Source organism: Mycobacterium sp., assembly GCF_032159565.1.
In the GTDB taxonomy this organism is placed as follows: Bacteria; Actinomycetota; Actinomycetes; order Mycobacteriales; family Mycobacteriaceae; genus Mycobacterium.
Genome location: NZ_JAVHWR010000134.1, coordinates 37,025 through 60,723, shown reverse-complemented (window position 1 = coordinate 60,723; position 23,699 = coordinate 37,025). Strand labels below are relative to the sequence as shown.

Below are 23,699 nucleotides of genomic sequence, written 5' to 3'. Positions count from 1 at the left end.
CTCACGCCACCATCCTGTCGCCAATTTGCTTCTGCCGCAGCGCGATCCGCGCTCGCCAGGCCTCATCGGAGATTTTGTTCGACTCGTAGTACGGCAGCGCGGCCGCCACCTTGTCGATGTCGAGCAGTTCGACGGTGGGACCGTCAGCCTCGGTGAGCTCACGCGACAATCGCTGCCACCGGAACTGCAGATAGCCCTTGCTGTGCCTCAGCGTCTCGACCCAGTTCGTCACGCCGGGGTTCGCATCCGACACGACGAAACGGATCTTGCCGTCGGGATCGGCTTGCGCCTGAGTGCCGTTCAACGATGTCTGGTGGTTGATGTAGTCCAGCGAGATGTACCAGAGGCTGCCCAGCTGGAATCCGAGGTAGGGCGCGTCGGTGACCGGCAGCGTGATGAGCAACGCCTGCTCGGGGTTCATGTCGAAGTGACCGACCGAGGAGTACTGGGTGGCCAGGCCGCCCGGGGTGAGCCGAGGCGCAACCATCGTGTTCACCGGCAGCGTGTTGTAGAACCACTGTGGAAACTGCAGCCACGTCTTCACCCGCTGCACTAGCTGCTTTCCCGCCACCGCGTATCGCTTCTCGATCAGCGCTTTGGTCAAGGGCGGCGGCGCGGTGCCTGCGTTGTCGGTCCTGGCGATGCTGACGTATCCGCGCTGGGCGGACCAGTCGTTGTACACCTCACGGATCAGCAACTGCGACGGGCTGTTCGGCGTGACTCGCCATTGGAAGGTGCCATCGGACGCGATGTCGAGTTCGCGGTCGTCGAACGCCGCCTGGCTGACGGGCACGTTGTCATCGGTGTACTCGCCGCCGAGCATCTGAAAGCTCAGATCGGTGGTGGTGCCGCGCTTGCCGGTGACGACGTACTCATGACCGGGCTGCACACGCGTGCCGAAGTAGAGCGTGTCGGGGTTGTCCAAACCCATCTTGGTGAACGGGCCGGTGCCCGACTGCATGAACGGATGGTCGCGGTCGTAATCGAAGACCAAGTGGGTGCATCCGGCGATACATCCGGCGAAATACTGCAGGCCCTCGAGCAGATCGGCCTCGGATTCGATGAAGGGTGCGTCGGCGACCAATCGCTCGGCCTCCGCGATCGCGTCGGTCAATGGCTGGGAGTACACCCCTAGAAACTAGAACGTGTTCTCATCCTCGTCAACGGCCGGCACCGACCTATTGTTCGATATTTGGAACGCAACGGTACATTTTTGATATGCCACGCGAGGAATCGTCCGGTCGGGCATCGCCGCCCACTGAGCGGGTGGTCGCCATCCTCGAGTTCCTCGGACGCCATCCGCACGACCGATTCGGTGTTTCCGAGTTGTCCCGTCGGCTGAACCTGAGCAAGCCGACCTGCCTGGGCATCCTCACCACGCTGACCGACTCCGATTACCTGGTGCGTGACTCTCGCGATAAGTCCTACCGGCTTGGCCCTGCGCTCATCTCGTTGGGGCACACCGCCCAGGAGGCGTTGCGGGTGGATCCGGCCGCGCGCACGGAGTTGCGCAGGCTGTCGGCGATCTCAAACACCACCGCTGCGCTGTCCGCGGTGATCGATGACCGCATCACCGTGCTGGAACTCGTCGGGCCGCAGGGCGCCGACGTCGGTGTGCGGGTCGGTCAGAGCTATCCGTTCGCCCCTCCGGTCGGGCTGATGTTCGTGCTGTGGGACGACGTCGCCCTGCGGGGCTGGCTGGCCAAGGAGGCCACCATTCCGCTCCGCACCGACGGTGAGCGACTGGACCGCGTCATCGACGAATGCCGTCGCACGGGATACCTCGTCGAGCGACTCACTCCCGGCGGGCGCAGGCTGTATGCGCTGATGGCCGGGGTGTCGAGCAGGCTGCCCGACGAACTGCGCGCGCTGCTCGGCGAGTTGATCGCCGACATCGGCGAGCGGGTCTATCTGCGTTCCGAGATCCCGGCGGGCAGCCGGCAGCGCCACGACATCAGCGTCATCTCCGCCCCGGTGTTCGACCACCATCTGCATCAGGTGATGGTCGTGTCGCTGCAGATCGGCCGTGCCCTGACCGATGCCGACATCGTCAAGAGCGCCCGCGCGCTGACGGCGACGGCCGATGTGCTCACCAGCCGGCTGGGCGGAACGAAGCCGGCGTTCGATCGCTAGAGGTCCGCGGGCACAGCGACAGAGTGGCGGCGTTGTAGTCATCTGCCGCGGCAGGCGCGCAGTCCCCAACAAGCACTCATCGCGTCGGCAGTGGGTGCCGACGCGATGAGCGGTGTCGTTTGCCAAACGGTTAGACGCCCTGCAGGGCCTCCGAGACCGGTGTTGGCCGGACCACGATGCCGCACTGGCTGACCAGGTCGGCAGCGGGCTGGTTGATGGCCTTCAATTCGGATTCGACCTGCGGGTTGTTCGCGAAATACGCGCGGTAGGCGATTTGCGCCTCATCCGTCGGCTGCTTCGCGATCTCCGTCAGGTCCTTGTCGGCCTCCGGATGAGCCGTGAGATACGTGCTCATCTGGGCCGATACCGTACTGGACGTGTTGACAGCGTTGCTGAACGTGCACGTATCGGGCGTCACGGGTGTCACAGGCTCAGCATTGGCGGACGGCATGATCATCGCCGCGGATGCGACGCCACCAAGCAGGCCGCCTGCGAACATGCCGTACAGGCCGCGTCGAACGGTCATTTCAGACATCTTCATCAGAAAACACACTCCTATCGGTCTGCGATTGTCGGTCGCACACCGAGGCCTATCCGAATATCCGAACCGCTAAACAGCTTCGATAGCGCGGCGGCCCTTCGCCCACGCCCTTAGACGCTGGTCAGTCCACGATCAAGCGCCGCCGAAAAAAGTTGCTTAGTAGCCCTAGGGGGCAAGCTTCTCGCCGTCGTCGAGCAGTTTCAACAGGTAATTCCCGTATCCGGATTTGACCAGGAGTTCGGCGCGCTCCCTCACCTCGTCGTCGGAGACATAGCCGAGGCGCCATGCGACCTCCTCGGGCACGCCGATCTTGAGACCTTGGCGCTCTTCGATGGTGCGCACATAGTTGCCGGCATCAAGCAGCGAATCGAAAGTTCCCGTGTCGAGCCATGCGGTGCCGCGCGGAAGCACCTCGACCGACAATCTGCCCTGCTCGAGGTAGGCGCGATTGACGTCGGTGATCTCGTATTCGCCGCGATCAGACGGTTGCAGCCCGGCGGCGATCTCGACGACGTCGTTGTCGTAGAAGTACAACCCGGGAACCGCATACGGCGAGCGTGGGGACTTCGGCTTCTCTTCTAACGACACCGCGCGAAAGTTGTCGTCGAACTCGACGACGCCGTATGCGGCGGGGTTGGCGACCCGGTACGCGAAGATGGTTCCGCCGGTGATCTCGCTGAAGCGGCCGAGCTGTGACCCCAGGCCGGGTCCATAGAATATGTTGTCGCCCAGAGCAAGTGCCGCCGACTCAGTTCCGATGTGATCCCGGCCGATGACGAACGCCTGCGCGAGGCCATCAGGCGACGACTGGACCGCGTAGGTGATCGAGATTCCGAACTGATGACCGTCGCCGAGCAACCTGACGAAGGCCCCCACATCTGCGGGCGTCGTGATAACGAGGACGTCGCGGATGCCTGCCAGCATCAGCGTTGTCAGCGGGTAGTAGACCATCGGCTTGTCGAATACCGGCAGCAACTGCTTGCTGGTGCCCAGGGTGATCGGATGCAGACGAGTGCCCGTTCCCCCCGCCAGGATGATTCCGCGCATACGGTGATTTTGCCAGCCGGATCGGGCTAGCTACCGATTTTCTCGGCGTCCAGCTCGCGCTTGATCTCCAGCGCGATATCGATGAGCTGGTCTTCCTGGCCGCCGATGAGCTTGCGCTGACCGGCGCGGTGCAGCAGCTTGTGCGCGGGCACGCCGTAGCGCTCGGACTGCCGGATCGCGTGCTTGAGGAAGCTCGAGTACACACCCGAATAACCCATGATCAGCGCATTGCGGTCGAGCAGGCATTCGGCCGGCATCGCAGGCGCCACGACCTCCTCGGCGGCGTCGGCGATATCGAAGAAATCGATGCCGGTCTTGACCCCGATCTTGTCGAACACGCCGATCAAAGCCTCGACGGGCGCGTTTCCCGCACCCGCGCCGAACCGGCGACACGATCCGTCGATCTGCTTGGCGCCCGCCCGCACCGCCTCGATGCTGTTGGCGACCCCGAGGCCGAGGTTCTCGTGGCCGTGAAAACCAACTTGAGCGTCCGATCCCAATTCGGCGACCAGGGCGGCGACGCGGTCGGCAACACCCTCGAGCACCAAGGCGCCCGCGGAGTCGACGACGTACACACACTGGCAGCCGGCATCGGCCATGATTCGGGCCTGTGCGGCAAGCTTTTCCGGCGGGATCGTGTGGCTCATCATCAGGAAGCCGACCGTCTCCAGGCCGAGTTCGCGGGCCAGCCCGAAGTGCTGGATCGAGACGTCGGCCTCGGTGCAATGGGTCGCGATCCGGCAGATGGAGCCGCCGTTGTTCTGCGCCTCCTTGATGTCTTCCTTGGTGCCGACGCCCGGCAGCATCAGGAACGCGATCTTGGATTCCTTGGCGGTCTCGGCCGCGAGCTTGATGAGTTCCTGCTCCGGCGTCTTGGAGAAGCCGTAGTTGAAGCTCGAGCCGCCGAGGCCGTCGCCGTGCGTGACCTCGATGACGGGAACGCCGGCGGCGTCGAGTGCCGCGACGATCGCGTGCACTTCGTCCTTGGTGAACTGATGGCGCTTGTGGTGGCTGCCGTCCCGCAACGACGTGTCCGTCATCCGGATATCCCACATGGGGTTGAAGTAGATGTCGTCGGTGCTCATGCCTCGGCTCCCGCTCGCTCCGGTCCTCGCTTCGCTGCGATCCTCACTCCCGCTCGCCTTCGGGTGCTCATGCTTGGCCTCCTCCAGCGGTCGCGGAAAGGCTCTCCTTGGCGATTTCCTCGCCGACCTTGGTCGCTGCCGCGGTCATGATGTCTAGGTTTCCAGCGTAGGGCGGCAGATAGTCGCCCGCACCCTCTACTTCGACGAACGTCGTCACCACCGCCTGGCCGCCGGAGTTGATCGACGGGTCGTCGAACTGTGGCTCGTTGAGCAACCGGTAGCCGGGCACATAGGTCTGCACCTCGGCGACGACGTCTTTGATCGACTGGGCGATCGCGTCGCGGTCGGCATCCTCGGGGATCGCGCAGAAGATGGTGTCGCGCATGATCATCGGCGGATCCGCCGGGTTGAGGATGATGATCGCCTTGCCGCGCTTGGCGCCGCCGATCGTCGAGACACCGTTGCTGGTGGTCTTGGTGAACTCGTCGATGTTCGCGCGGGTGCCGGGGCCCGCCGACACCGACGACACGCTGGCGACGATCTCGGCGTAGGGCACCTCCACGACCCGGGATACCGCGTAGACGATCGGGATGGTCGCCTGGCCGCCGCAGGTGATCATGTTGACGTTCGGCGCGTCCAGATGCTCACGCAGGTTCGCCGGCGGGATGACCGCGGGGCCGACGGCAGCCGGCGTCAGGTCGATGGCCCGGATGCCCGCCTCGGCGTATTTCGGCGCGGCGTCGCGGTGCACGTAGGCGCTGGTGGCCTCGAACAACAGGTCGGGCTTCTCGTCGAGGCCCAGCAGCCAGTCCGCGCCCTCGGCGCTGGTTTCCAGGCCGAGCTTGCGGGCCCGTGCCAGACCCTCGCTGTCGGGATCGATGCCGACCATCCAGCGCGGCTCCAACCACTCCGAGCGCAACAGCTTGTACAGCAGGTCGGTGCTGATGTTGCCGGATCCGACGATGGCGACGGATGCCTTGCTAGGCATGTGTGCTCCTTACTCGAACGACAGGTGGACCGAACCCAGCCCGTCGAAGTCGGCGACGAAATCATCTCCCGGCGTGGCGTCGAAGGCCTTCGTGCACGAACCGGGCAGCACGATGTCTCCAGCCTTCAACCGAACCCCGAAACTGTCCACCTTTCGGGCCAGCCACGCCACCGCGGTCACCGGATTGCCGAGCACCGCGTCGCTGCGGCCCTTGGCGACGACCTCACCGTTGCGGGTCAGCGCCGCGTCGATGTTGCAGATATCGATGTCCTTCGGCGACACCCGCGCCTCGCCGAGCACCCAGCCCGCCGAGGAGGCGTTGTCGGCGATGGTGTCGCACAGCTTGATCTTCCAGTCCTTGATGCGGGTGTCGATCAGCTCGATGGCGGGGGCGAAGGCGGCGGTGGCGGCCAGCACGTCGTCCTCGGTGCAGCCCTCCCCCGGCAGATCGTCGGCCAGCACGAATCCGACCTCGACCTCGACCCGCGGGTACAGATATCTGCCTGCCGGAACGGGACGGTCCTCGAACACCTGCATCTCATCGAGCAGGTGGCCGTAGTCGGGCTCGTCGACGCCCATCATCTCCTGCATCGCCTTGCTCGACAGCCCCACTTTGTGACCGACCACCCGCGCGCCCTCGGCGACCCGCTGGCGGATGTTGATCAACTGGATCTCGTAGGCGTCGACCACGTCGATGTCGAGGTTGGTGGCGGTCAGCGGGGAGATGGCGACCCGGCTGCGTTCGGCCTCCGCCAGCTCGGCGGCCAGCTCGTCACGCACCTGGACAGTGAGCATTTTTGGCTACTTCCCCTCGTAGTCCGCTCGGGTCTTCCGACCGGGGCGGTTGTTCCCAGGCCGGGCAATTCTATAACGTGTTCTACATGACAGGACAGGAGTTCGACGTCGTCGTGGTCGGGAGCGGCGCCGCCGGCATGGTCGCTGCCCTTACCGCCGCTCATCAGGGCCTTTCAACAGTAGTCGTAGAGAAGGCCCCGCACTATGGCGGATCGACCGCGCGATCGGGAGGTGGCGTCTGGATCCCGAACAACGAGGTCCTGCGGCGCGACGGCGTCACCGACACGGCCGAGGCGGCCCGGACGTATCTGCACGGCATCATCGGCGACGTCGTCGAACCCGAGCGCATCGACACCTATCTCGACCGTGGTCCCGAGATGTTGTCCTTCGTGTTGAAGCACACCCCGCTGAAGATGTGCTGGGTGCCCGGCTATTCGGACTACTACCCGGAATCCCCCGGCGGCAGGCCTGGCGGCCGTTCGATCGAGCCCAAGCCGTTCAACGCCAAAGAGCTCGGCGCCGACGAGGCGGGGCTGGAGCCTCCGTACGGCAAGGTTCCGCTCAACGTCGTTGTGATGCAGCAGGACTACGTCCGACTCAACATGCTCAAGCGTCATCCGCGCGGTGTGCTGCGCAGCCTGAAGGTCGGTGCCCGCACCATGTGGGCCAAGGCCACCGGCAAGAACCTCGTCGGCATGGGCCGCGCGCTGATCGCGCCGCTGCGGATCGGACTGCAGAAGGCCGGGGTGCCGGTGCGGCTGAACACGGCCTTCACCGACCTGTACGTCGAGGACGGCGTGGTGCGCGGAATTTATGTCCGCGACACCAATGCACCTGAATCGGCTGATTCCGAGGTGATTCGGGCCCGCCGTGGCGTGATCCTTGGCTCGGGCGGGTTCGAGCACAACGAACAGATGCGGGTGAAGTACCAGCGCGCTCCCATCACCACCGAGTGGACCGTCGGGGCAAAGGCCAACACCGGTGACGGCATCATTGCGGGCGAGAAACTCGGTGCCGCACTGGACATCATGGAGGACGCCTGGTGGGGCCCGACGGTGCCGCTGGTCGGCGCCCCCTGGTTCGCGCTGTCGGAACGCAACTCGCCGGGCTCGATCATCGTGAACATGACAGGCAAGCGGTTCATGAACGAGTCGATGCCGTATGTCGAGGCGTGCCATCACATGTACGGCGGCGAGTACGGCCAGGGTCCGGGGCCAGGCGAGAACATTCCGGCCTGGCTGGTCTTCGACCAGCAGTACCGCGACCGCTACATCTTCGCGGGACTGCAACCGGGACAGCGCATTCCGAAGAAGTGGCTGGAGTCGGGCGTGATCGTGTCGGCGGACACGCTGGAGGAACTGGCGGCGAAGGCGGGGTTGCCCGCGGATGCTTTGGCGGCGACGGTGGAGCGATTCAACGGGTTTGCGCGTACCGGTGTCGACGAGGATTTCAAGCGCGGCGAGAGCGCCTACGACCGCTACTACGGCGACCCGACGAACAAACCGAATCCGAACCTCGGTGAGATCAGCCACGCGCCGTACTACGCGGCCAAGTTGGTGCCGGGTGACCTCGGAACCAAGGGCGGCATCCGCACCGACGTGCACGCGCGGGCATTGCGGGACGACGGTTCGGTGATCGAGGGTCTGTATGCCGCGGGCAATGTCAGCGCACCGGTGATGGGCCACACGTATCCAGGACCCGGCGGCACGATCGGCCCGGCGATGGCCTTCGGCTACTTGGCCGCCCTGCACTTGGCGGGAGCCGCTGCGGCGACATCCCGTACCGAGAAGGCCTGACATGCCGATCAATCTCGACGAGGCGCTCGGCGCGGAACTCGACCCTGTCGAATTCTCCTGGAGCAGTAGCGATATCCAGCTTTACCACCTCGGTCTCGGCGCGGGCCAGGATCCGATGGACAAGCGCGAACTGCGCTATCTCGTCGACGACACCCCGCAGGTGCTGCCGACGTTCGGCAACGTGGCGGCGAGTTTCCATGACACGGCGCCGCCCACGGTCAAGTTTCCCGGGATCGACATCGAGCTGAGCAGGGTGCTGCACGCCAGCGAGGCGGTGTCCGCGCCAGCGCCGATCCCACCGTCAGGATCCGGACGTGCGGTCACCAGGTTCACCGATATCTGGGACAAGGGCAAGGCCGCGGTGATCTGGTCGGAGACGACGGTCAGCACGCCGGACGGCACACCGCTGTGGACGCAGAAGCGGTCGATCTTCGCGCGCGGCGAGGGCGGGTTCGGCGGCGAGCGCGGACCGTCGACGTCATCGGAGCCGCCGGAACGGGCGCCCGACTTCGAACTGTCGATCGCGGTATCACCGCAGCAGGCGCTGCTCTACCGGATGTGCGGGGACCGCAACCCGCTGCACTCCGATCCCGAATTCGCCTCTGCGGCGGGCTTTCCCAGGCCCATCCTGCACGGCCTGTGCACGTACGGCATGACATGCAAGGCGATGGTCGACGCGCTGCTCGACGGCGACACCTCACGCGTCGGCAGCTACGGGGCCCGCTTCGCAGGCGTCGTGTTCCCCGGCGAGACCCTCAAGGCCAGCGTCTGGAAGGACGGCGACGGGTTCCGAGCCGTCGTCACCGCGCCTGAGCGCGACGACGCCGTTGCACTGGCAGGCGTGGAGTTGACGCCGGCGTGACTCAACCGACTCCAACCTCCCCTTTGAGGTGATCGGCTAGTCGTGAGGTGAGTGCCAGCAGGGTCAGCGTCGGACTCGCGTATCCAATTCCTGTGGAAAACACCGAGCTTCCGGCGACGTAGACGTTGGCGAGCCCGTGTACCCGGGAGTTCTCGTCAACAACGCCGAACTGCGGGTCGGCGTGCATCCGCGTTCCGCCCATCGGATGGTGCAGGCCGTAGAACTGGGGCCGGAAGGACCGCTCCCAGTCGTACCAGGGACGAAGTCGGCCTATTCCTGCTGAATTGATCTGGTGTATGAAGATCTCGATCGACCGTCGAATGTTCTTCACCTGGGCAGATAGCTGCCGAGTCGAGCACGTCACGTCCTGAAAAGTATTGATATCAGCGTCAAGATTGACGCGACGATGTAACTTCAGCAATATAAATAGCTGTCATAGTCAAGCTTCGCGCCGTGCCCTTCCGACGAGACACCCATCGAGACCCATCGAGCCGTTGCGAATCGCGACATCGGACATGGCAAAGTCAAATCCCATGCCATGGTTCGCCGGGAGGCTCTGGTAAGAACCCGGCGCAGCGCGCGCGGCGAGTCGCCGATCTCAATGCCCGCTAAACCGTGCGCGGCCGTCACATGCCGACGTCTGTCCAATAAACGAAACACCGAGCGTCGGCCATCCTGCATGGCGGACCGGTCAGCCGAGGATGAGCCCCGAAGTCGGAACGCCGGTGCCCGCCGTCACCAGGACATGCTCGACATCGTCGATTTGGTTCACCGACGAACCACGCAGCTGCCGAACGCCTTCGGCGATCCCATTCATGCCGTGGATGTACGCCTCGCCGAGCTGACCGCCGTGGGTGTTGATCGGCAGCCGGCCACCGACTTCGATCGCACCATCGGCGATGAAGTCCTTGGCCTCGCCCTTTCCGCAGAAGCCCAACTCCTCCAGCTGAATCAGCGTGAACGGAGTGAAGTGGTCGTAGAGGACCGCGGTCTGGATATCGGTGGGCTTCAGCCCCGACTGCTCCCACAGCTGCCTGCCGACCAGCCCCATCTCGGGTAGCCCCAACTCGGTCCGGTAGTAACTGACCATCGAGTACTGATCCGGACTGGACCCCTGCGACGCGGCCTCGATGACGGCAGGCCGGTGCTTGAGATCCTTCGCCCGCTCCGCCGACGTTATGACGAGGGCGACTCCACCGTCGGTCTCTTGACAGCAGTCCAAAAGCCTCAGCGGCTCGGCGATCCACCGCGAGTTCTGGTGGTCCTCAATGGTTATCGGCTTCTCGTAAAAATACGCCTTCGGGTTCTTGGCCGCGTGCTTGCGGTCCGCCACCGAGACGACACCGAAATCCTTGCTCGTCGCCCCGGACAGGTGCATGTACCGCCTGGCGATCATCGCCACCTGCGCCGCCGGTGTGGACAAACCGTGCGGGTAGGAGAACGAGTTGTCCACACCCGTCGAGTCGGCGTTCTCCACCAACCGCATCTGCACCTGGCCGAACCGCTGTCCCGACCGCTCGTTGAAAGCGCGGTACGCGACAACGCAATCCGCGACTCCCGTTGCGACGGCGATCGCCGCCTGCTGGACCGTCGCGCACGCCGCACCGCCGCCGTGGTGAATCTTGGAGAAAAACTTCAGCTCGCCGATCCCCGTCGCTCGCGCGATGGCGACCTCGGTGTTCGAGTCCATTGTGAACGTGACCATGCCGTCCACGTCGTCAGGCGTCAGGCCCGCATCGTCGAGCGCGTCGAGAACGGCTTCGGAGGCCAACCGCAGCTCGCTGCGGCCCGAGTTCTTCGAGAAGTCGGTGGCGCCGATCCCGGCGATGGCCGCCTTACCGGACAACGGTCCCGGCATCAGGCGGCTCCGATCGTCAACGTCGAGGTGGCGACGACGTGGTCGCCCAGACTATTGCTGCCAACGACTTTCACCGTGACGATCCCGTCTTCGACACCCGTCACCTCACCCCTGAACGTCACCGTGTCGTACGCATACCAGGGCACTCCGAGTCGCAGCTTGATCGACTTGATCATCGCGGTCGGACCCGCCCAGTCCGTGACAAAACGCTGCACCAGACCGGTATCGGTGAGGATGTTGACGAAGATGTCCCTGGAGCCCTTCGCCTGCGCCTTGTCGCGGTCGTGGTGGACGTCCTGATAGTCACGGGTGGCGATCGCCGTCGACACGATGAACGTCGGGTCACCGTAGAGCGACAGCTCCGGCAGCTTCGTGCCGACCTCTACCGTTGGTGCGCTCATGAGTCGGGCTCCCACGCGTACAGCGTCCACGCCGGGCCACTGTTCCCCTCGGGGAAGTCGATATACGTTGCACGGACCGGCATTCCGACCTCCACGGTCGCGGGATCCGCGTTGCGGAGCTCACCGAGCATCCGGACCCCCTCCTCGAGTTCCACGAGCGCAATCACGAACGGCAGGGTGCGGCCGGGCACCTTCGGCGCATGGTGCACCACGAAGCTGAACACGGTGCCCTTCCCGCTCGCCACGACATAGTCGGCAGGTGCAGCTTTGTCGGCCCACAGCGCGGGCACCGGCGGATGCTGCAGCGTCCCGTCACCCCGCTTCTGAATACGAAGCTCGTGGGCGTTGACGCCGTCCCAGAAGAACTTGGTATCCCGCGACGACGCGGGCCGCATCATGGACTCCGCATCGAGATCGGCCGGAACCGCGGACGGCGCGGCCTCATTCTGCTCACGCGGGATGAACTTCAAGATGCGCCAGTCCATTTCGGCGACGTCCTCGTCACCGACCTGCCACGTGATCCGCTGGCTGATGAAGTAGCCCTCGCCCAGCGCCGTCTGTTTCGGGCCGACGACGTCGGTGAGTTCGGCGACGACACTGACGTCCTCGCCCGGCCGCAGGTACCGGTGATACGTCTGGTCGCAGTTGGTGGCGACAACTCCGACATAGCCTGCGCCGTCGAACAACTCCATGATCGGACCGATGGGGTCGTCGCCGGGGCGTTCGCCACCGAGACCCATCATCGTCCACACCTGGATCATCGCCGGTGGCGCGACGACCCCCGGATGACCCGCCGCCTTGGCCGCCGCCTCGTCGATGTAGATCTGGTTCTCGTCGCCGATGGCATCCACCCAGTGCCGGATCATCGGCTGGTTCACCTGGTCGCGGCCCACCCGCGCTTTGCTCGGTCCAGCCGCCTTGATGTCCTCGACGGTCCTGTGGATGACGTCCGGATTCACCTGGGAACCCTCGGAACCTTCAGCCCCGAAGCTGCGATCATCTCGCGCATCACCTCGTTCACTCCGCCACCGAACGTGATCACCAGGTTCCGCTTGGTCTGGCTGTCCAGCCACTCGAGAAGCTCGGCGGTTTGCGGGTCGGCCGGGTTCCCGTGCGCTCCTACGATCTCTTCAGCCAGGCGTCCCGCGTATTGAATGCGCTCGGTGCCAAAGACTTTGGTCGCCGCGGCGTCGGCGACGTCGATGGTCTCACCTGATGCGGCCACCTGCCAGTTCAACAGCTCGTTGATGCGCCACATCGCCTTGAGCTCGCCGAGTGAGCGCTTGACGTCGTCGTGGTCGAGCGGGGTGTCTCCGTTGCTGCCCGGCTTGGACGCCCACGCGTGGATGCGGTCATACAGTGACGCGAACCGGCCTGCCGGTCCGAGCATCACGCGCTCGTTGTTCAGTTGGGTGGTGATCAGCCGCCAGCCTCCGTTCTCCTCGCCGACCAGCATCTCGGCGGGCACCCGCACGTCGTTGTAGTAGGTGGCGTTGGTGTGGTGTGCGCCGTCGGACAGGATCATCGGCGTCCACGAATACCCGGGGTCCTTGGTGTCGACGATGAGCATCGAGATGCCCTTGTGCTTCGCGGCCTCCGGATCGGTACGGCACGCCAGCCAGACGTAGTCCGCGTCGTGGCCGCCGGTCGTGAAGACCTTCTGGCCGTTGACGATGTACTCGTCGCCGTGGCGGATCGCCGTCGTGCGCAGCGATGCCAGGTCGGTGCCCGCTTCAGGCTCGGTGTAGCCGATCGCGAAGTGCACCTCGCCGGCCAGGATGCCGGGCAGGAACTTCTTCTTCTGCAGTTCTGTTCCGTATGCCTGCAACGTCGGGCCGACAGTCTGCAACGTGACGGCGGGCAGGGGCACGTCGGCGCGGTGCGCCTCGTTGACGAAGATCGACTGCTCGATAGGCCCTAAACCGAGGCCACCGAACTCCTTTGGCCAGCCGACACCCAGCTTGCCGTCTGACCCCATTCGCTTGATCACCGCGCGGTAGGCCTTACCGTGCCGGTCGGCCTCCATCTCCGCGGCTTCCTGCGGGGAGATGAGATTCGAAAAATATTCGCGCAGTTCGGCTTGTAGCTGCTTCTGCTCGGGTGTCAGTTCGATGTACATTGCGCTCCCACCAGATCGAGACGGTGCGACGAGCCGCCCAGCAGGCGGGTCAGATCTTTGATCGTCGAGTAATAGCGGTCCATCGGGTACGCGATGTCCATGCCCATGCCGCCGTGCATGTGGTGACACAGCTGCATCACGGGCGGCGCCTGCGACGCGAGCCAGTAACCCAGAATGTCGAGGTCTTCGTCGGCGTCGCGTCCCTCCGATAACCGCCATACCACCGAAGTCGCCGCCAATGTCAGTGTGCGCGAAGCGATGTACACCTCGGCCAGCTGCGCGGCCACCGTCTGGAACGTCGAGAGCGGCTTGCCGAACTGCTCGCGGTTGGCGACGTAGTCGGCAGTCAGGCGCAACGCCCCGGCCACCAGCCCTGCCGCGAACGAGCCGATCGTCGCGAGCGCCAACTGGTTGACCCGCTTCGCCTGCGCGCCGTCCAGCACGTCGTCGTCGACGACCGTGACATCCGAGAACGTCACCACATACTCATCGGAGTGATTGGACGTCGGCGTCTTGGAGGCCTGCACACCATCGGCCTTCGCCGACACCACCGCGACACCGGTGTCGGCTGTCACGATGATCCAGTCCGCTTGTCCCGCATACGGAACGCCGATCTTCGTGCCGTTGAGCTTGCCGCCGGACAGCGTTACGGCCGGCTTGTCGGGTAGCGCGGCGCCGGGTTCGTTGAGTGCCAGCGTGACGATCGAGCCCTTCGCCACCCCGGCCAGGTACCGGTCCTGCTGCGGTTCGGACGCGACGTCGAGGAGCACGGCGGTGGCCCCGAGAACGCCCAGCGCAGGTCCGGTGGTGGCGTGCCGACCGATTTCGGTGAGAGCCGTCGTCAGCTCGGGCAGTCCCACGCCGTCACCGCCGAGGCGCTCCGGCAGGGCCAGCGCAGTCACGCCACCCCCGACCAGAGCGTCCCACGAGTTGTCGCGGTCCAGTACCGAGGTGACGACGTCGGCAACTGCCTGCTGCCCTTCGTCGGGACTGAAGTCCACCGGAATCCTCCTCGATTCGCCTGCGCGGTCAGTGGCTAGCCGGACACGTTCCCGTGTAGTCAACCTGCCAGTGCTTGATGCCGTTCAGCCACCCCGACATGAGCCGCTCGGGCTCGCCGATGGGCTTGAGATCCGGCATGTGGTCGGCGACGGCGCTGAAGATCAGGTTGATGGTCATCTTCGCGAGGTTGGCGCCGATGCAGTAGTGCGCGCCGGTGCCGCCGAACCCGACATGCGGGTTGGGGCTGCGCAGGATGTCGAAGGAATGCGGGTCATCGAACACCTCGTCATCGAAATTGGCTGAGCGGTAGGACATCACCACGCGCTCGCCCTTCTTGATCTTTACGCCGCCCAGTTCGACGTCCTCGAGCGTGGTGCGCTGGAACGCCGACACCGGCGTCGCCCAGCGGACGATCTCGTCGGCGGCGGTCTCGGGACGTTCCTTTTTGTACAGCTCCCACTGGTCGGGATTCTGCGAAAACGCGATCATGCCGTGGGTGATGGAGTTACGCGTGGTCTCGTTGCCCGCCACCGCGAGCATAACGACGAAGAAGCCGAACTCGTCGTCCGACAGCTTTTCACCGTCGACATCAGCCTCGATCAGCGTCGTGACGATGTCGTCGGTCGGGTTCTTCGACCGCTCCTCGGCCATCTTCATGGCATACGTGATGAGCTCGAACGACGACATCGCGGGGTCCACGTCGGCATACTCCGGGTCCTCACCGGCGGTCATCTCGTTGGACCAGCGGAAGAGCTTGTCCCGGTCCTCCTGGGGGACGCCGAGCAGTCCGGCAATGGCCTGCAGCGGCAGCTCGCACGAGACCTGTTCGACGAAGTCGCCCGACCCCTCGGCAGCGGCGGTCTCGGCGATCTTCCGGGCGCGGGTCCGTAGCTCCTCCTCGAGCCGTCCGACGGCTCGCGGGGTGAAGCCGCGGGAGATGATCTTGCGCAGGCGGGTGTGCTGCGGCGGGTCCATGTTCAGCAGGACGGCCTTCTGCAGATCGATCGCGTCGCGGGTCATCCCTTGCGGCCAGGTCGGAATGGCGCCGTCCGGCGAGCTGCCGAAGAGGTCGTTGCGCTTAGACACCTCTTTGACGTCGGCATGCTTAGTCACGAGCCAATAGCCTTTGTCGCCGAACCCTCCGGTACCGCCGGGCACGTCGACCCAATGGATGGGCTCGGACTTGCGGAGCTCGGCGAGCTCCTCGACAGGAAGACGCTCGAGGTTCAGGGTGGCGTCCAGGAAGTCGAAGTCGGGCGAAATGGGGCAAGGACCGCCAGGGGGCATCAGAAAGCTCTCCTCAATTGGAACGTGTTCTAGTGCCAGTAAAACATGCCCTCTGCGCAGATCAAAGGCTCGGCTGCAACGCCGCTTGTCAGAGTAATGAAACGTGTTCTAGCCTGGCGGAATGGGTAACCCTGTAATCGTTGAAGCCACCCGCAGCCCGATCGGCAAGCGGAACGGATGGTTGTCAGGCCTGCATCCGACCGAGCTTCTCGGCGCCACCCAGAAGGCACTTGTGCAGAAGGCCGGCATCGACGCCGGTGATGTGGAACAGCTGATCGGCGGCTGCGTGACGCAGTTCGCCGCGCAGTCGAACAACATCACCCGGGTCGGATGGCTGGTCGCGGGATTGCCCGAGCACGTCGGCGCAACCACGGTGGACTGCCAGTGCGGCAGCGGGCAGCAGGCCAACCATCTGATCGCCGGGCTCATCGCGACCGGCGCCATCGACGTCGGCATCGCGTGCGGCATCGAGGCGATGAGCGCTATCGGGCTGGGCGCCAACGCAGGACCCGACCGGTCGGTGCTGCGGCCGGAATCGTGGGACATCGACCTGCCGGACCAGTTCACCGCCGCCGAGCGGATCGCCAAGCGCCGGGGCATCACCCGTGAAGACATCGACCAGTGGGGTTTCGAGTCGCAACGCAAGGCCAAGCAGGCCTGGGCAGAAGGCCGGTTCGACCGTGAGATCAGCCCCATCGAGGCGCCGGTGCTCGACGACCAGAAGCAGCCGACGTCCGAACGCGCCTTCGTGACCCGCGACCAGGGACTGCGCGACACCACGCTGGAGGGTCTGGCGTCGCTCAAGCCGGTGCTCGACGGCGGCATCCACACCGCGGGCACCTCGTCGCAGATCTCCGACGGCGCCGCCGCGGTGCTGTGGATGGACGAGGACAAGGCCAAGGCGCTTGGCCTGCGTCCGCGTGCGCGGATCATCAGCCAGGCACTCGTCGGCGCGGAGCCCTACTACCACCTCGACGGCCCAGTGCAGTCCACCACGAAGGTGCTGGAGAAGGCGGGGATGAAGATGGGTGACATTGACATCACCGAGATCAACGAGGCCTTCGCCTCCGTCGTGCTGTCGTGGGCCCGAGTGCACAACCCGGACATGGACAAGGTCAATGTGAACGGCGGCGCGATCGCGCTCGGTCATCCCGTTGGCAGCACCGGCAGCCGGTTGATCACCACCGCGCTGCACGAGTTGGAGCGCACGGACCAGAGCACCGCGCTCGTCACGATGTGCGCGGGCGGCGCGCTTTCGACGGGCACGATCCTCGAGCGGATCTAGTGACCGAGACCCGTGTCCACACCGAAGCCGAGCGGATCGCGGCCGCCCAGGCCTACATCGACGCGCTCGTCCATCACGATGCGAGCAACGTGCCGTTCGCTGCGGGCTGTACACGCATCGAGGTCGGCCTGAAGACGGGGTTCTCGGGCGAGCACCTGCGGCGCAGCCTCAACGGCGGCCCGCAGTACCGGATCATCGCGACCACCACGGTTCCCGAGTTCAGCGTTGACGGCGAGCAGGTGCGAGCGAAGTTCGATCTGGTGACCAAACCGTCGCTGGCGGGCCGGCGCGTGGGCGCCCACATCGACGAGACCTTCGTCATCCCCGCCGCCGACGGACTCATCCACCACATCCGAGCAAGCATTCGCCCGTTTCTGATCACGTCCTAGGATGACCGCCATGGCGGCGGCATCCGATCTGCACTTCTATTTCGACCCGGTCTGTCCCTTCGCGTGGATCACCAGCAAGTGGGTCCGGATCGTCGCCGGACAGCGCGACTACAAGGTCGACTGGCGGTTCATTTCGCTGCGAATCCTCAACGCGCACATCGATTATGACGCGCACTTTCCGCCGGAATACGAGGCCGGACATACGGCAGGCCTGCGGCTGCTGCGGGTGGCAGCCCGGACAAGGGCCGAGCACGGTCGGGAAGCCGTCGGCCGGCTCTACGAGGCGATCGGCACCCGCATCTTCGACACATCACGTGAGGTCGACCCACTGTCCGGCGCCGATCAAGGCGCGCGGCGCGTGCTGGAACCGCTCCTGGAGAATGCCGGGCTGCCAAGGGGGCTGGCCGACGCGCTGGACGACACCTCGTGGGACGACTTGATCCGGACAGAGACCGACGAGGCACTTGCCTTGACGGGCCGTGACGTGGGCACCCCGATCCTGCACTTCAATCCCCCTGAGGGGACGGCATTCTTCGGACCGGTGATCAGTCGATTGCCGAGCGCCGACGATGCGGGGCAGTTGTGGGACCACGTGATCGGCTTGGCCGAGTTCGGCGGCTTCGCCGAGCTCAAGCGCAGCCTGCGCGAACGGCCTCAGCTGGCCAGTTTCGGTGTCGACACGGAAGCAGTTGGCAAGCAGGAGGATTGGCACGGCGGAAGCCGGCGCCAGAAGAAATAGTTTGCCCATGTGCGGTTGTGGCAAGAAATAGGTCATGGCAGAGCGGCGGTCGATCAGAAACTCGCGTGCGTTGGTCCTGTTGATGAAGTACTTCGCGCGCGCACACATCTGGGTCTACCAGCGCACGAACGGGCTTCTCGGCGCCAAGTTGCTCCGGTTCCCCGCAGCGCTGATCACGACGAAAGGCCGAAAAACCGGCGAACCGCGAATCACCCCCACGCTGTACCTGCGCGACGGGGACCTGGTCTTGTTGCCTGCATCGTTCGGCGGTCGGGACACCGACCCGGGGTGGTATCACAATTTGAAGGCGAACCCCAGCGTGCACATTCAGATTCGCGATGAGCACCTCGATCTGACCGCCCGCGATGCGACAGACGAAGAACGAAGCCGCTACTGGCCGAGGTTGATAGAGATGTACCCGCCGTACCGCGGCTACCGCGAGGCGGCCGATCGGGTGATACCTCTTGTGGTCTGTGAGCGTCAGGTGGGCTGAGGCGTCGGCGCTTCCCGGCGCAGCGCCAAGTTCAGCCCTACCGCGACCCCCAAGAGGACCGCACCGGCGACGATCGTCGTCGGATGCAGATACAGCAGCAGTGCGGCGGCCGGTGCGCACAGCACCCGCTCCGGCCAACCCGCGCGCCGGATCAGCCAGCCGCCGGTGACGACCGCGAGTGCAGCGACACCGAGCGCGGATACCGTTGCGGTCCAGGCCATGTCACCGATCGACCGAAGGCCGAGCAGGCCCTCGCCGTTATCGGTCAGCACGAACGCGAACGGCACGAGGAACGCGGGCAGCGTGTATTTCCACGTCTGCATCATCGTGGCCATCACCTTGCCGCCGGTGATCGCCGAGGCGGCGACGGACGCCAGCGCCGTCGGTGGCGTGACCTCCGACAGCACCGCGAAGTAGAAGACGAACATCGCCACCGCCGGAGCGGCGACGCCGAGGTCCTGTAGCGCCGGGCCGACGATCACCCAGCTGATCACGAACGAGGCCGTCACCGGCACGGCCAGACCGAGTACCGCCACCGCCAGCGCGGCGAACAGCGCGGTGAAAACGAGTACAAGAGCAGGGGTTTCGGTGATGCCCCGGGCTGCATTGACCAGAATCGAGTTCAGCTGCAGGCCGAGCCCGGTCCGAGTGATCATCGCGGCGATGACGCCGGCGGCGGCGCACACGGTGGCTACGGCGAGCACACCCCTGACGCCGGTGCCCAGCGCGCGGTAGAGCCTGATCGGCGTCAGGCGGTGTTCCCGATCCAGGAACGACAGCGCGATCTGGATGAAGGTTGCGAAGACGACTGCGCGCACCGCCGAGATGTCCATCGCAAGGAAGACCACGATCAGCAGCAGCGAGATCAGGTGGTATCCGAATCTGCCAAGGAGTCGCCAACCCGACTGCTCGCTGATTTCGACTTCGCGCGTGCCGTACCGCCTGGCGTCGATCTCGACGGCAAGCAGGATGCCCAGGTAGTACAGGATCGTCGGCACGATCGCCCAAAGCAGCACGGTCAGATACGGAACGCCGAGGTACTCCGCGATGATGAACGCGGCTGCGCCGAGCGTCGGCGGGGACAGGATCGCCCCGATGCCCGCGGCCGCCAGCATTCCGCCCGCGTTCTCCTTCGGGTAGCCGGCCCGGCGAAGGATAGGCCACGTCACGGAGCCCAGGCTGACGGTGGTCGCTGTGCCCGACCCCGATACGGAGCCCAGCAGGAATCCCGCCAGGGTGACCGTCCGGCCCGGCGCCGCGCGGGACCGCCGGAACGCCGCAAGGGAGAGGTCGATGAAGAACTTGCTGGCGCCCGACGCGTCCAGCACCGCTCCATAAATGGTGAACAAAACGATGTAGGTGGCCGCCACGTCGAGTGGCACACCGTAGAGGCCGGTCGACTGGATGAACGAGGCGCTGATGATCTGGTCCCAATTCACACCCGCATGCGCGATCGCCGCGCCCTGCGGCAGATAGCCGCCGTAGTAGGCGTAGGCCAGCGCGAGCAGGCAGACGATCGGCAGCGCGACACCGGTGGTACGACGGCAGGCCTCCAGCACCAGAAGCAGCACGACGGTCCCCACCACCACGTCGATCATCGCCGGGGTGCCCTGCCGGCTGAGGAACTCGTCGAAACCGCCTCCCCCGCCGGCGATTTCGAAGGGGAGCACCGGATACAGGCAGGCCAGAAGTGCGAGCGCGGCAAGCAGCCAGTCCACGGGCGTCGGGTTTCCGCTCGGCACCATGTGCTCGTCATGGTCGGGGTCCGCCGTCCTGCGACGCAGCCGTAACCCGGAGCGGTAGCACAGCAAGGTCAGCGGCAGTACGGCCGCCAGGAAGTAGATCAGCGAGACCTGGTTGCCCTGCGCCAGCGGGAAGAAGACCTGATACACCGCGAAGACACCGATCAGAACGCACACGGCCATCACCGCATGGGCCACCCAGCCGGTCAGCTCGCGGGCGGGTTTCTCCTCTTCGTACGCGGCGGCCGCCGTCGTCGTGGTGGCGGTGCCGCCGGCCGCGTCTGGCCGGAGGTCATCGTTGTCGCCGGGTTCCGTCAGTTCTTCGCGCCGAGTTCGTCCAACGCCTTCTTGGCCCCCGGGTGCAACGGCACCGGGTCGGTCTGGCGGGCCGTGTCCAGATTGATGTCCTTGGCCGCCTTGTTCACCTTGACCAGATCGGCCTTGTGATCGAACAGCGCCTTCGTCAGCACACATGCCGTATTGCCGTCCATATCTTTGTTCACCAGAAGAAGATTCGGCACGACGACCGTCGGCACGTCACCCGGAGTCTGATATGTCGACGCCGGGATGACGCCACGCTCGTAGATCGTGTTGATCTCCTTCAGCTTGTCCAGTGTGTTCGTCACGTCGATCAACTTGACGTTGCCGCGCTCGCTGGTGAACAGGTCCGTGATGCCACTCGTCGGCAGACCGCCCGACCAGAACATCGCGTCGATTGAACCGTCCTTCATGCCTTCGACCGTCTTGCCCAGCTCGGTCCGCTGCGCCTGGATGTCCTTGGCGGGGTCCAGACCGGCCGCGGTGAGCATCCGGTTCGCGATCACCTCGGTGCCCGAATTCGGCGCTCCGGTGGAGACGCGCTTGCCGCGCATATCGGCGATCGAGTTGATGCCGGAGTCGGCCCGCGCGACCACCTGTGTGTAGTTGGGGTACAGCCGGGTCAGAGCCGCGATCGGCTGCGGCGAGTCGAAGGACTCCTTACCCTCGGCTGCGTCAGCCGCGGTGTCGGCGAGCGAGAAGGCGACCTGGTGCGTACCCGCCACCAGCTGCTGGATGTTCTGCAGAGAGGCGGAAGTCTCGGCGGCGGTTGCCTTCAACTTCCCGGCGGTCTGCGCGCTGATCGCTTCTGCGTAGGCACCGCCGAGGCTGTAGTAGACGCCGGTGGTGTTACCCGTCGCGATGCTCAGGCGGGCGTCGGCACCGACGGTGCAGGTCGTCGGCTCGGAAGCCGCTTGTCCCCCGTCACCGCCCCTTTGGCCACCACACCCGGCGAGCACCAACAGCATCGCGCCGGCCAGCACCGGCAATGTGATCCGCCTCACGTGTTGATCATTGCCCGTTGAGGGTGTTTTCACACCTGGTTCACAGGAGCGACTTTGCCAAACGCCCCTCAGGCGCCGAATACCGGCACGGGCGGGCGCGCCTTCGCCAGCAGATCCTTGACGACCGGACCCAACTCCGCCGGATCCCACCGGGCGCCCTTGTCGATCTCGGGTCCGTGCGCCCATCCCTCGGCGGCACGGATGACGCCGCCCTCGACCTCGAACATCCTCCCGGTGACATCGCGTGACTCGACACTGCCCAGCCACACCACGAGCGGCGAAATGTTTTCAGGCGCCATGGAATCGAACTCGCTCTGCTGCGTCGACATCATGTCCGCGAAGACGGTCTCGGTCATCCGGGTGCGCGCCGACGGCGCGATCGCGTTGACGGTGACGCCGTAACGGCCCATCTCGGCGGCGGCGACCAACGTCATGGCCGCGATGCCGGCCTTGGCCGCGCTGTAGTTCGCCTGGCCGACGCTGCCCTGCAGCCCTGCACCCGAACTGGTGTTGATGATGCGGGCGTCGGGCGCATGTCCCGCCTTGGACTGCGCACGCCAGTACGCCGCCGCGTGGCGCATCGTCGCGAAGTGGCCCTTGAGGTGAACCGCGATCACCGCGTCGAACTCTTCTTCGCTGGTGTTGGCGAACATTCGGTCGCGGACGATGCCTGCGTTGTTCACCAGAACGTCGAAGCCGCCGAAGGCGTCGACGGCGGTCGCGATGAGGCCTTCGGCCTGCTCCCAGTCGGCGACGTTCGCGCCGCTGGTGACGGCTTCACCACCCGCGGCGGTGATTTCGTCGACAACGCCTTGGGCGGCACTGCCGCCGCCTGCAGTCGAACCGTCGAGACCGACGCCGATGTCGTTGACCACGACGCGCGCCCCTTCGGCGGCGAAGGCCAGCGCGTGCGCGCGTCCGATACCACCACCGGCCCCCGTCACGATGACCACACGGCCGTCGAGCAGTCCCATATTCGTTGTCTCCTTGCTTATTTGAGATCGGCGGTTGTGGTTTCCAGGTAGTGCGGCGGCTCGCCACCACCATGCACTTCCAGCGATGCACCGCTGATGTAGGACGCAGCGGCGGAGGCCAAAAACGCCGCGGCCCAGCCGACATCGGCCGGCTTCGCGAGCCTGCCGAGCGGCACGTTTCTCGAAATGGCCGCGATGGAGTCCGCGTCACCGTAGAACAGTTCGGACTGCTCGGTCTCCACCATTCCGACGACGACCGAGTTCACCCGCACCTTCGGGGCCCATTCGACCGCAAGCGTGTTCGTGATGTTCTCCAGGCCCGCCTTGGCAGCACCGTAGGCCACGGTGCCGGGTGTGGGCCGCCTGCCGCTGACGCTCGCGATGTTCACGATCGAGCCGCCGCCGTCCTGAGTCTGCATCACCGCGTTTGCGTGCGTCGAAACCGACAGCGGGCCAAGCAGGTTGAGCTCCAGGATCTTGCTGCTGAACTTGGCCGACGCCTCCGCGGCGGGCACGTAGGGTGACCCGCCGGCATTGTTGACCACCACGTCGAGACGGCCGTGGTTCGCGACGACCGCGTCGATGAGCGACTTGACCGACTCGTCATCGCGGACGTCGCAGGAGTGGAATTCGTACGGTGATCCGTCCACCGGTCGCCTCGCGCACGTCACGACCGTCGCACCCTGGTCGGCGAAGACGGCGCTGATACCTGCACCCACCCCTCGCACACCGCCTGTCACCAGCACGACTCGACCGTTCAGTTGCAGGTTGATGCCTGCCAAACCAGCCCTGTCAGCCGCGTCGGTCACTGTGCTAGCGTACCAAGCAAGTGCTTGCTTAG

The 23,699-nt window shown here is 65.4% G+C and carries 24 protein-coding genes; 7 read left to right on the top strand and 17 right to left on the bottom strand.

Features of this window, described 5'->3' with window-relative positions; all coding sequences use genetic code 11:
* Position 1: 1 nt before the first annotated feature.
* Entirely contained in the window at positions 2-1,129 is a 1,128-nt protein-coding gene (locus QOC76_RS18155; protein WP_526358854.1) for a hypothetical protein, read from the bottom strand.
* Positions 1,130-1,218: 89 nt separating this feature from the next.
* Between QOC76_RS18155 and QOC76_RS18150 the strand changes: the two genes are divergently transcribed.
* Positions 1,219-2,133 (top strand): IclR family transcriptional regulator, encoded by a 915-nt coding sequence (locus tag QOC76_RS18150; protein ID WP_526358852.1) that lies wholly within the window; start codon positions 1,219-1,221, stop codon positions 2,131-2,133.
* Positions 2,134-2,263: 130 nt separating this feature from the next.
* On the opposite strand, the gene QOC76_RS18145 is transcribed toward QOC76_RS18150, so the two are convergent.
* From QOC76_RS18145 to QOC76_RS18125, 5 genes are all read right to left on the bottom strand, one after another.
* Positions 2,264-2,659, bottom strand: a complete 396-nt coding sequence (locus tag QOC76_RS18145) for a hemophore-related protein (protein ID WP_526358850.1) — start codon at positions 2,657-2,659, stop codon at positions 2,264-2,266.
* Positions 2,660-2,839: 180 nt separating this feature from the next.
* The gene (gene rfbA / locus QOC76_RS18140) at positions 2,840-3,721 is read right to left on the bottom strand and encodes a glucose-1-phosphate thymidylyltransferase RfbA (RefSeq protein WP_526358848.1); all 882 of its coding nucleotides are present in this window, start codon (positions 3,719-3,721) and stop codon (positions 2,840-2,842) included.
* Positions 3,722-3,747: 26 nt separating this feature from the next.
* Positions 3,748-4,806, bottom strand: a complete 1,059-nt coding sequence (gene dmpG / locus QOC76_RS18135) for a 4-hydroxy-2-oxovalerate aldolase (protein ID WP_526358846.1) — start codon at positions 4,804-4,806, stop codon at positions 3,748-3,750.
* Positions 4,807-4,873: 67 nt separating this feature from the next.
* Positions 4,874-5,794 (bottom strand): acetaldehyde dehydrogenase (acetylating), encoded by a 921-nt coding sequence (locus QOC76_RS18130; protein ID WP_526358844.1) that lies wholly within the window; start codon positions 5,792-5,794, stop codon positions 4,874-4,876.
* Between the two features lie 9 nt (positions 5,795-5,803).
* On the bottom strand, positions 5,804-6,589 hold the full coding sequence (locus QOC76_RS18125) for a 2-keto-4-pentenoate hydratase (RefSeq protein WP_526358842.1): 786 nt from the start codon (positions 6,587-6,589) through the stop codon (positions 5,804-5,806).
* Between the two features lie 86 nt (positions 6,590-6,675).
* Between QOC76_RS18125 and kstD the strand changes: the two genes are divergently transcribed.
* Both kstD and chsH3 read left to right on the top strand, forming a co-directional pair.
* Positions 6,676-8,385, top strand: coding sequence for a 3-oxosteroid 1-dehydrogenase (gene kstD / locus QOC76_RS18120; RefSeq protein WP_526358840.1), 1,710 nt, complete (start codon positions 6,676-6,678; stop codon positions 8,383-8,385).
* Between the two features lies 1 nt (position 8,386).
* Positions 8,387-9,247 (top strand): enoyl-CoA hydratase ChsH3, encoded by an 861-nt coding sequence (gene chsH3 / locus QOC76_RS18115; protein ID WP_526358838.1) that lies wholly within the window; start codon positions 8,387-8,389, stop codon positions 9,245-9,247.
* Position 9,248: 1 nt separating this feature from the next.
* On the opposite strand, the gene QOC76_RS18110 is transcribed toward chsH3, so the two are convergent.
* The 7 genes from QOC76_RS18110 to QOC76_RS18080 form a co-directional block, all read right to left on the bottom strand.
* Complete coding sequence (locus QOC76_RS18110; RefSeq protein ID WP_526358836.1) at positions 9,249-9,578, bottom strand: GMC oxidoreductase; 330 nt, start codon at positions 9,576-9,578, stop codon at positions 9,249-9,251.
* A gap of 360 nt (positions 9,579-9,938) precedes the next feature.
* Positions 9,939-11,105, bottom strand: a complete 1,167-nt coding sequence (gene ltp2 / locus QOC76_RS18105; RefSeq protein ID WP_526358834.1) for a 17-hydroxy-3-oxo-4-pregnene-20-carboxyl-CoA lyase — start codon at positions 11,103-11,105, stop codon at positions 9,939-9,941.
* Positions 11,105-11,506, bottom strand: a complete 402-nt coding sequence (locus tag QOC76_RS18100) for a MaoC family dehydratase (RefSeq protein ID WP_526358832.1) — start codon at positions 11,504-11,506, stop codon at positions 11,105-11,107. Before QOC76_RS18100 ends, ltp2 begins: the two co-directional genes overlap by 1 nt.
* Complete coding sequence (locus QOC76_RS18095; RefSeq protein ID WP_526358830.1) at positions 11,503-12,465, bottom strand: OB-fold domain-containing protein; 963 nt, start codon at positions 12,463-12,465, stop codon at positions 11,503-11,505. The genes QOC76_RS18100 and QOC76_RS18095 overlap by 4 nt, the downstream gene beginning before the upstream one ends.
* A complete protein-coding gene (fadE29, locus tag QOC76_RS18090) occupies positions 12,462-13,625 on the bottom strand; it encodes an acyl-CoA dehydrogenase FadE29 (protein ID WP_526358828.1) in 1,164 nt (387 codons plus the stop codon). The genes QOC76_RS18095 and fadE29 overlap by 4 nt, the downstream gene beginning before the upstream one ends.
* Complete coding sequence (locus QOC76_RS18085) at positions 13,610-14,626, bottom strand: acyl-CoA dehydrogenase family protein (protein WP_526358826.1); 1,017 nt, start codon at positions 14,624-14,626, stop codon at positions 13,610-13,612. Before QOC76_RS18085 ends, fadE29 begins: the two co-directional genes overlap by 16 nt.
* A 28-nt stretch (positions 14,627-14,654) precedes the next feature.
* Positions 14,655-15,914 carry a cytochrome P450 gene (locus QOC76_RS18080; protein ID WP_526358824.1) on the bottom strand — a complete coding sequence of 420 codons (1,260 nt, stop codon included), beginning with the start codon at positions 15,912-15,914 and terminating at the stop codon, positions 14,655-14,657.
* 121 nt (positions 15,915-16,035) lie between these two features.
* On the opposite strand from QOC76_RS18080, the gene QOC76_RS18075 reads away from it, so the two are divergent.
* From QOC76_RS18075 to QOC76_RS18060, 4 genes are read left to right on the top strand one after another with little or no spacing between them, the layout of a single operon-like run.
* The gene (locus QOC76_RS18075; RefSeq protein WP_526358822.1) at positions 16,036-17,199 is read left to right on the top strand and encodes a steroid 3-ketoacyl-CoA thiolase; all 1,164 of its coding nucleotides are present in this window, start codon (positions 16,036-16,038) and stop codon (positions 17,197-17,199) included.
* Positions 17,199-17,588 (top strand): DUF8021 domain-containing protein, encoded by a 390-nt coding sequence (locus tag QOC76_RS18070; protein WP_526358820.1) that lies wholly within the window; start codon positions 17,199-17,201, stop codon positions 17,586-17,588. Before QOC76_RS18075 ends, QOC76_RS18070 begins: the two co-directional genes overlap by 1 nt.
* 10 nt (positions 17,589-17,598) lie before the next feature.
* Positions 17,599-18,327 carry a mycothiol-dependent nitroreductase Rv2466c family protein gene (locus QOC76_RS18065; RefSeq protein ID WP_526358818.1) on the top strand — a complete coding sequence of 243 codons (729 nt, stop codon included), beginning with the start codon at positions 17,599-17,601 and terminating at the stop codon, positions 18,325-18,327.
* 34 nt (positions 18,328-18,361) lie between these two features.
* A complete protein-coding gene (locus tag QOC76_RS18060; RefSeq protein WP_526358816.1) occupies positions 18,362-18,820 on the top strand; it encodes a nitroreductase family deazaflavin-dependent oxidoreductase in 459 nt (152 codons plus the stop codon).
* On the opposite strand, the gene QOC76_RS18055 is transcribed toward QOC76_RS18060, so the two are convergent.
* The 4 genes from QOC76_RS18055 to QOC76_RS18040 form a co-directional block, all read right to left on the bottom strand.
* On the bottom strand, positions 18,808-20,745 hold the full coding sequence (locus QOC76_RS18055; RefSeq protein WP_526358814.1) for a TRAP transporter permease: 1,938 nt from the start codon (positions 20,743-20,745) through the stop codon (positions 18,808-18,810). The genes QOC76_RS18060 and QOC76_RS18055 overlap by 13 nt on opposite strands.
* A 131-nt stretch (positions 20,746-20,876) precedes the next feature.
* On the bottom strand, positions 20,877-21,848 hold the full coding sequence (locus tag QOC76_RS18050; RefSeq protein ID WP_526358896.1) for a TAXI family TRAP transporter solute-binding subunit: 972 nt from the start codon (positions 21,846-21,848) through the stop codon (positions 20,877-20,879).
* Between the two features lie 104 nt (positions 21,849-21,952).
* The gene (locus QOC76_RS18045) at positions 21,953-22,858 is read right to left on the bottom strand and encodes an SDR family oxidoreductase (protein ID WP_526358812.1); all 906 of its coding nucleotides are present in this window, start codon (positions 22,856-22,858) and stop codon (positions 21,953-21,955) included.
* A 17-nt stretch (positions 22,859-22,875) separates the two neighbouring features.
* Positions 22,876-23,667, bottom strand: coding sequence for an SDR family oxidoreductase (locus QOC76_RS18040; RefSeq protein WP_526358810.1), 792 nt, complete (start codon positions 23,665-23,667; stop codon positions 22,876-22,878).
* Positions 23,668-23,699 lie beyond the last annotated feature (32 nt).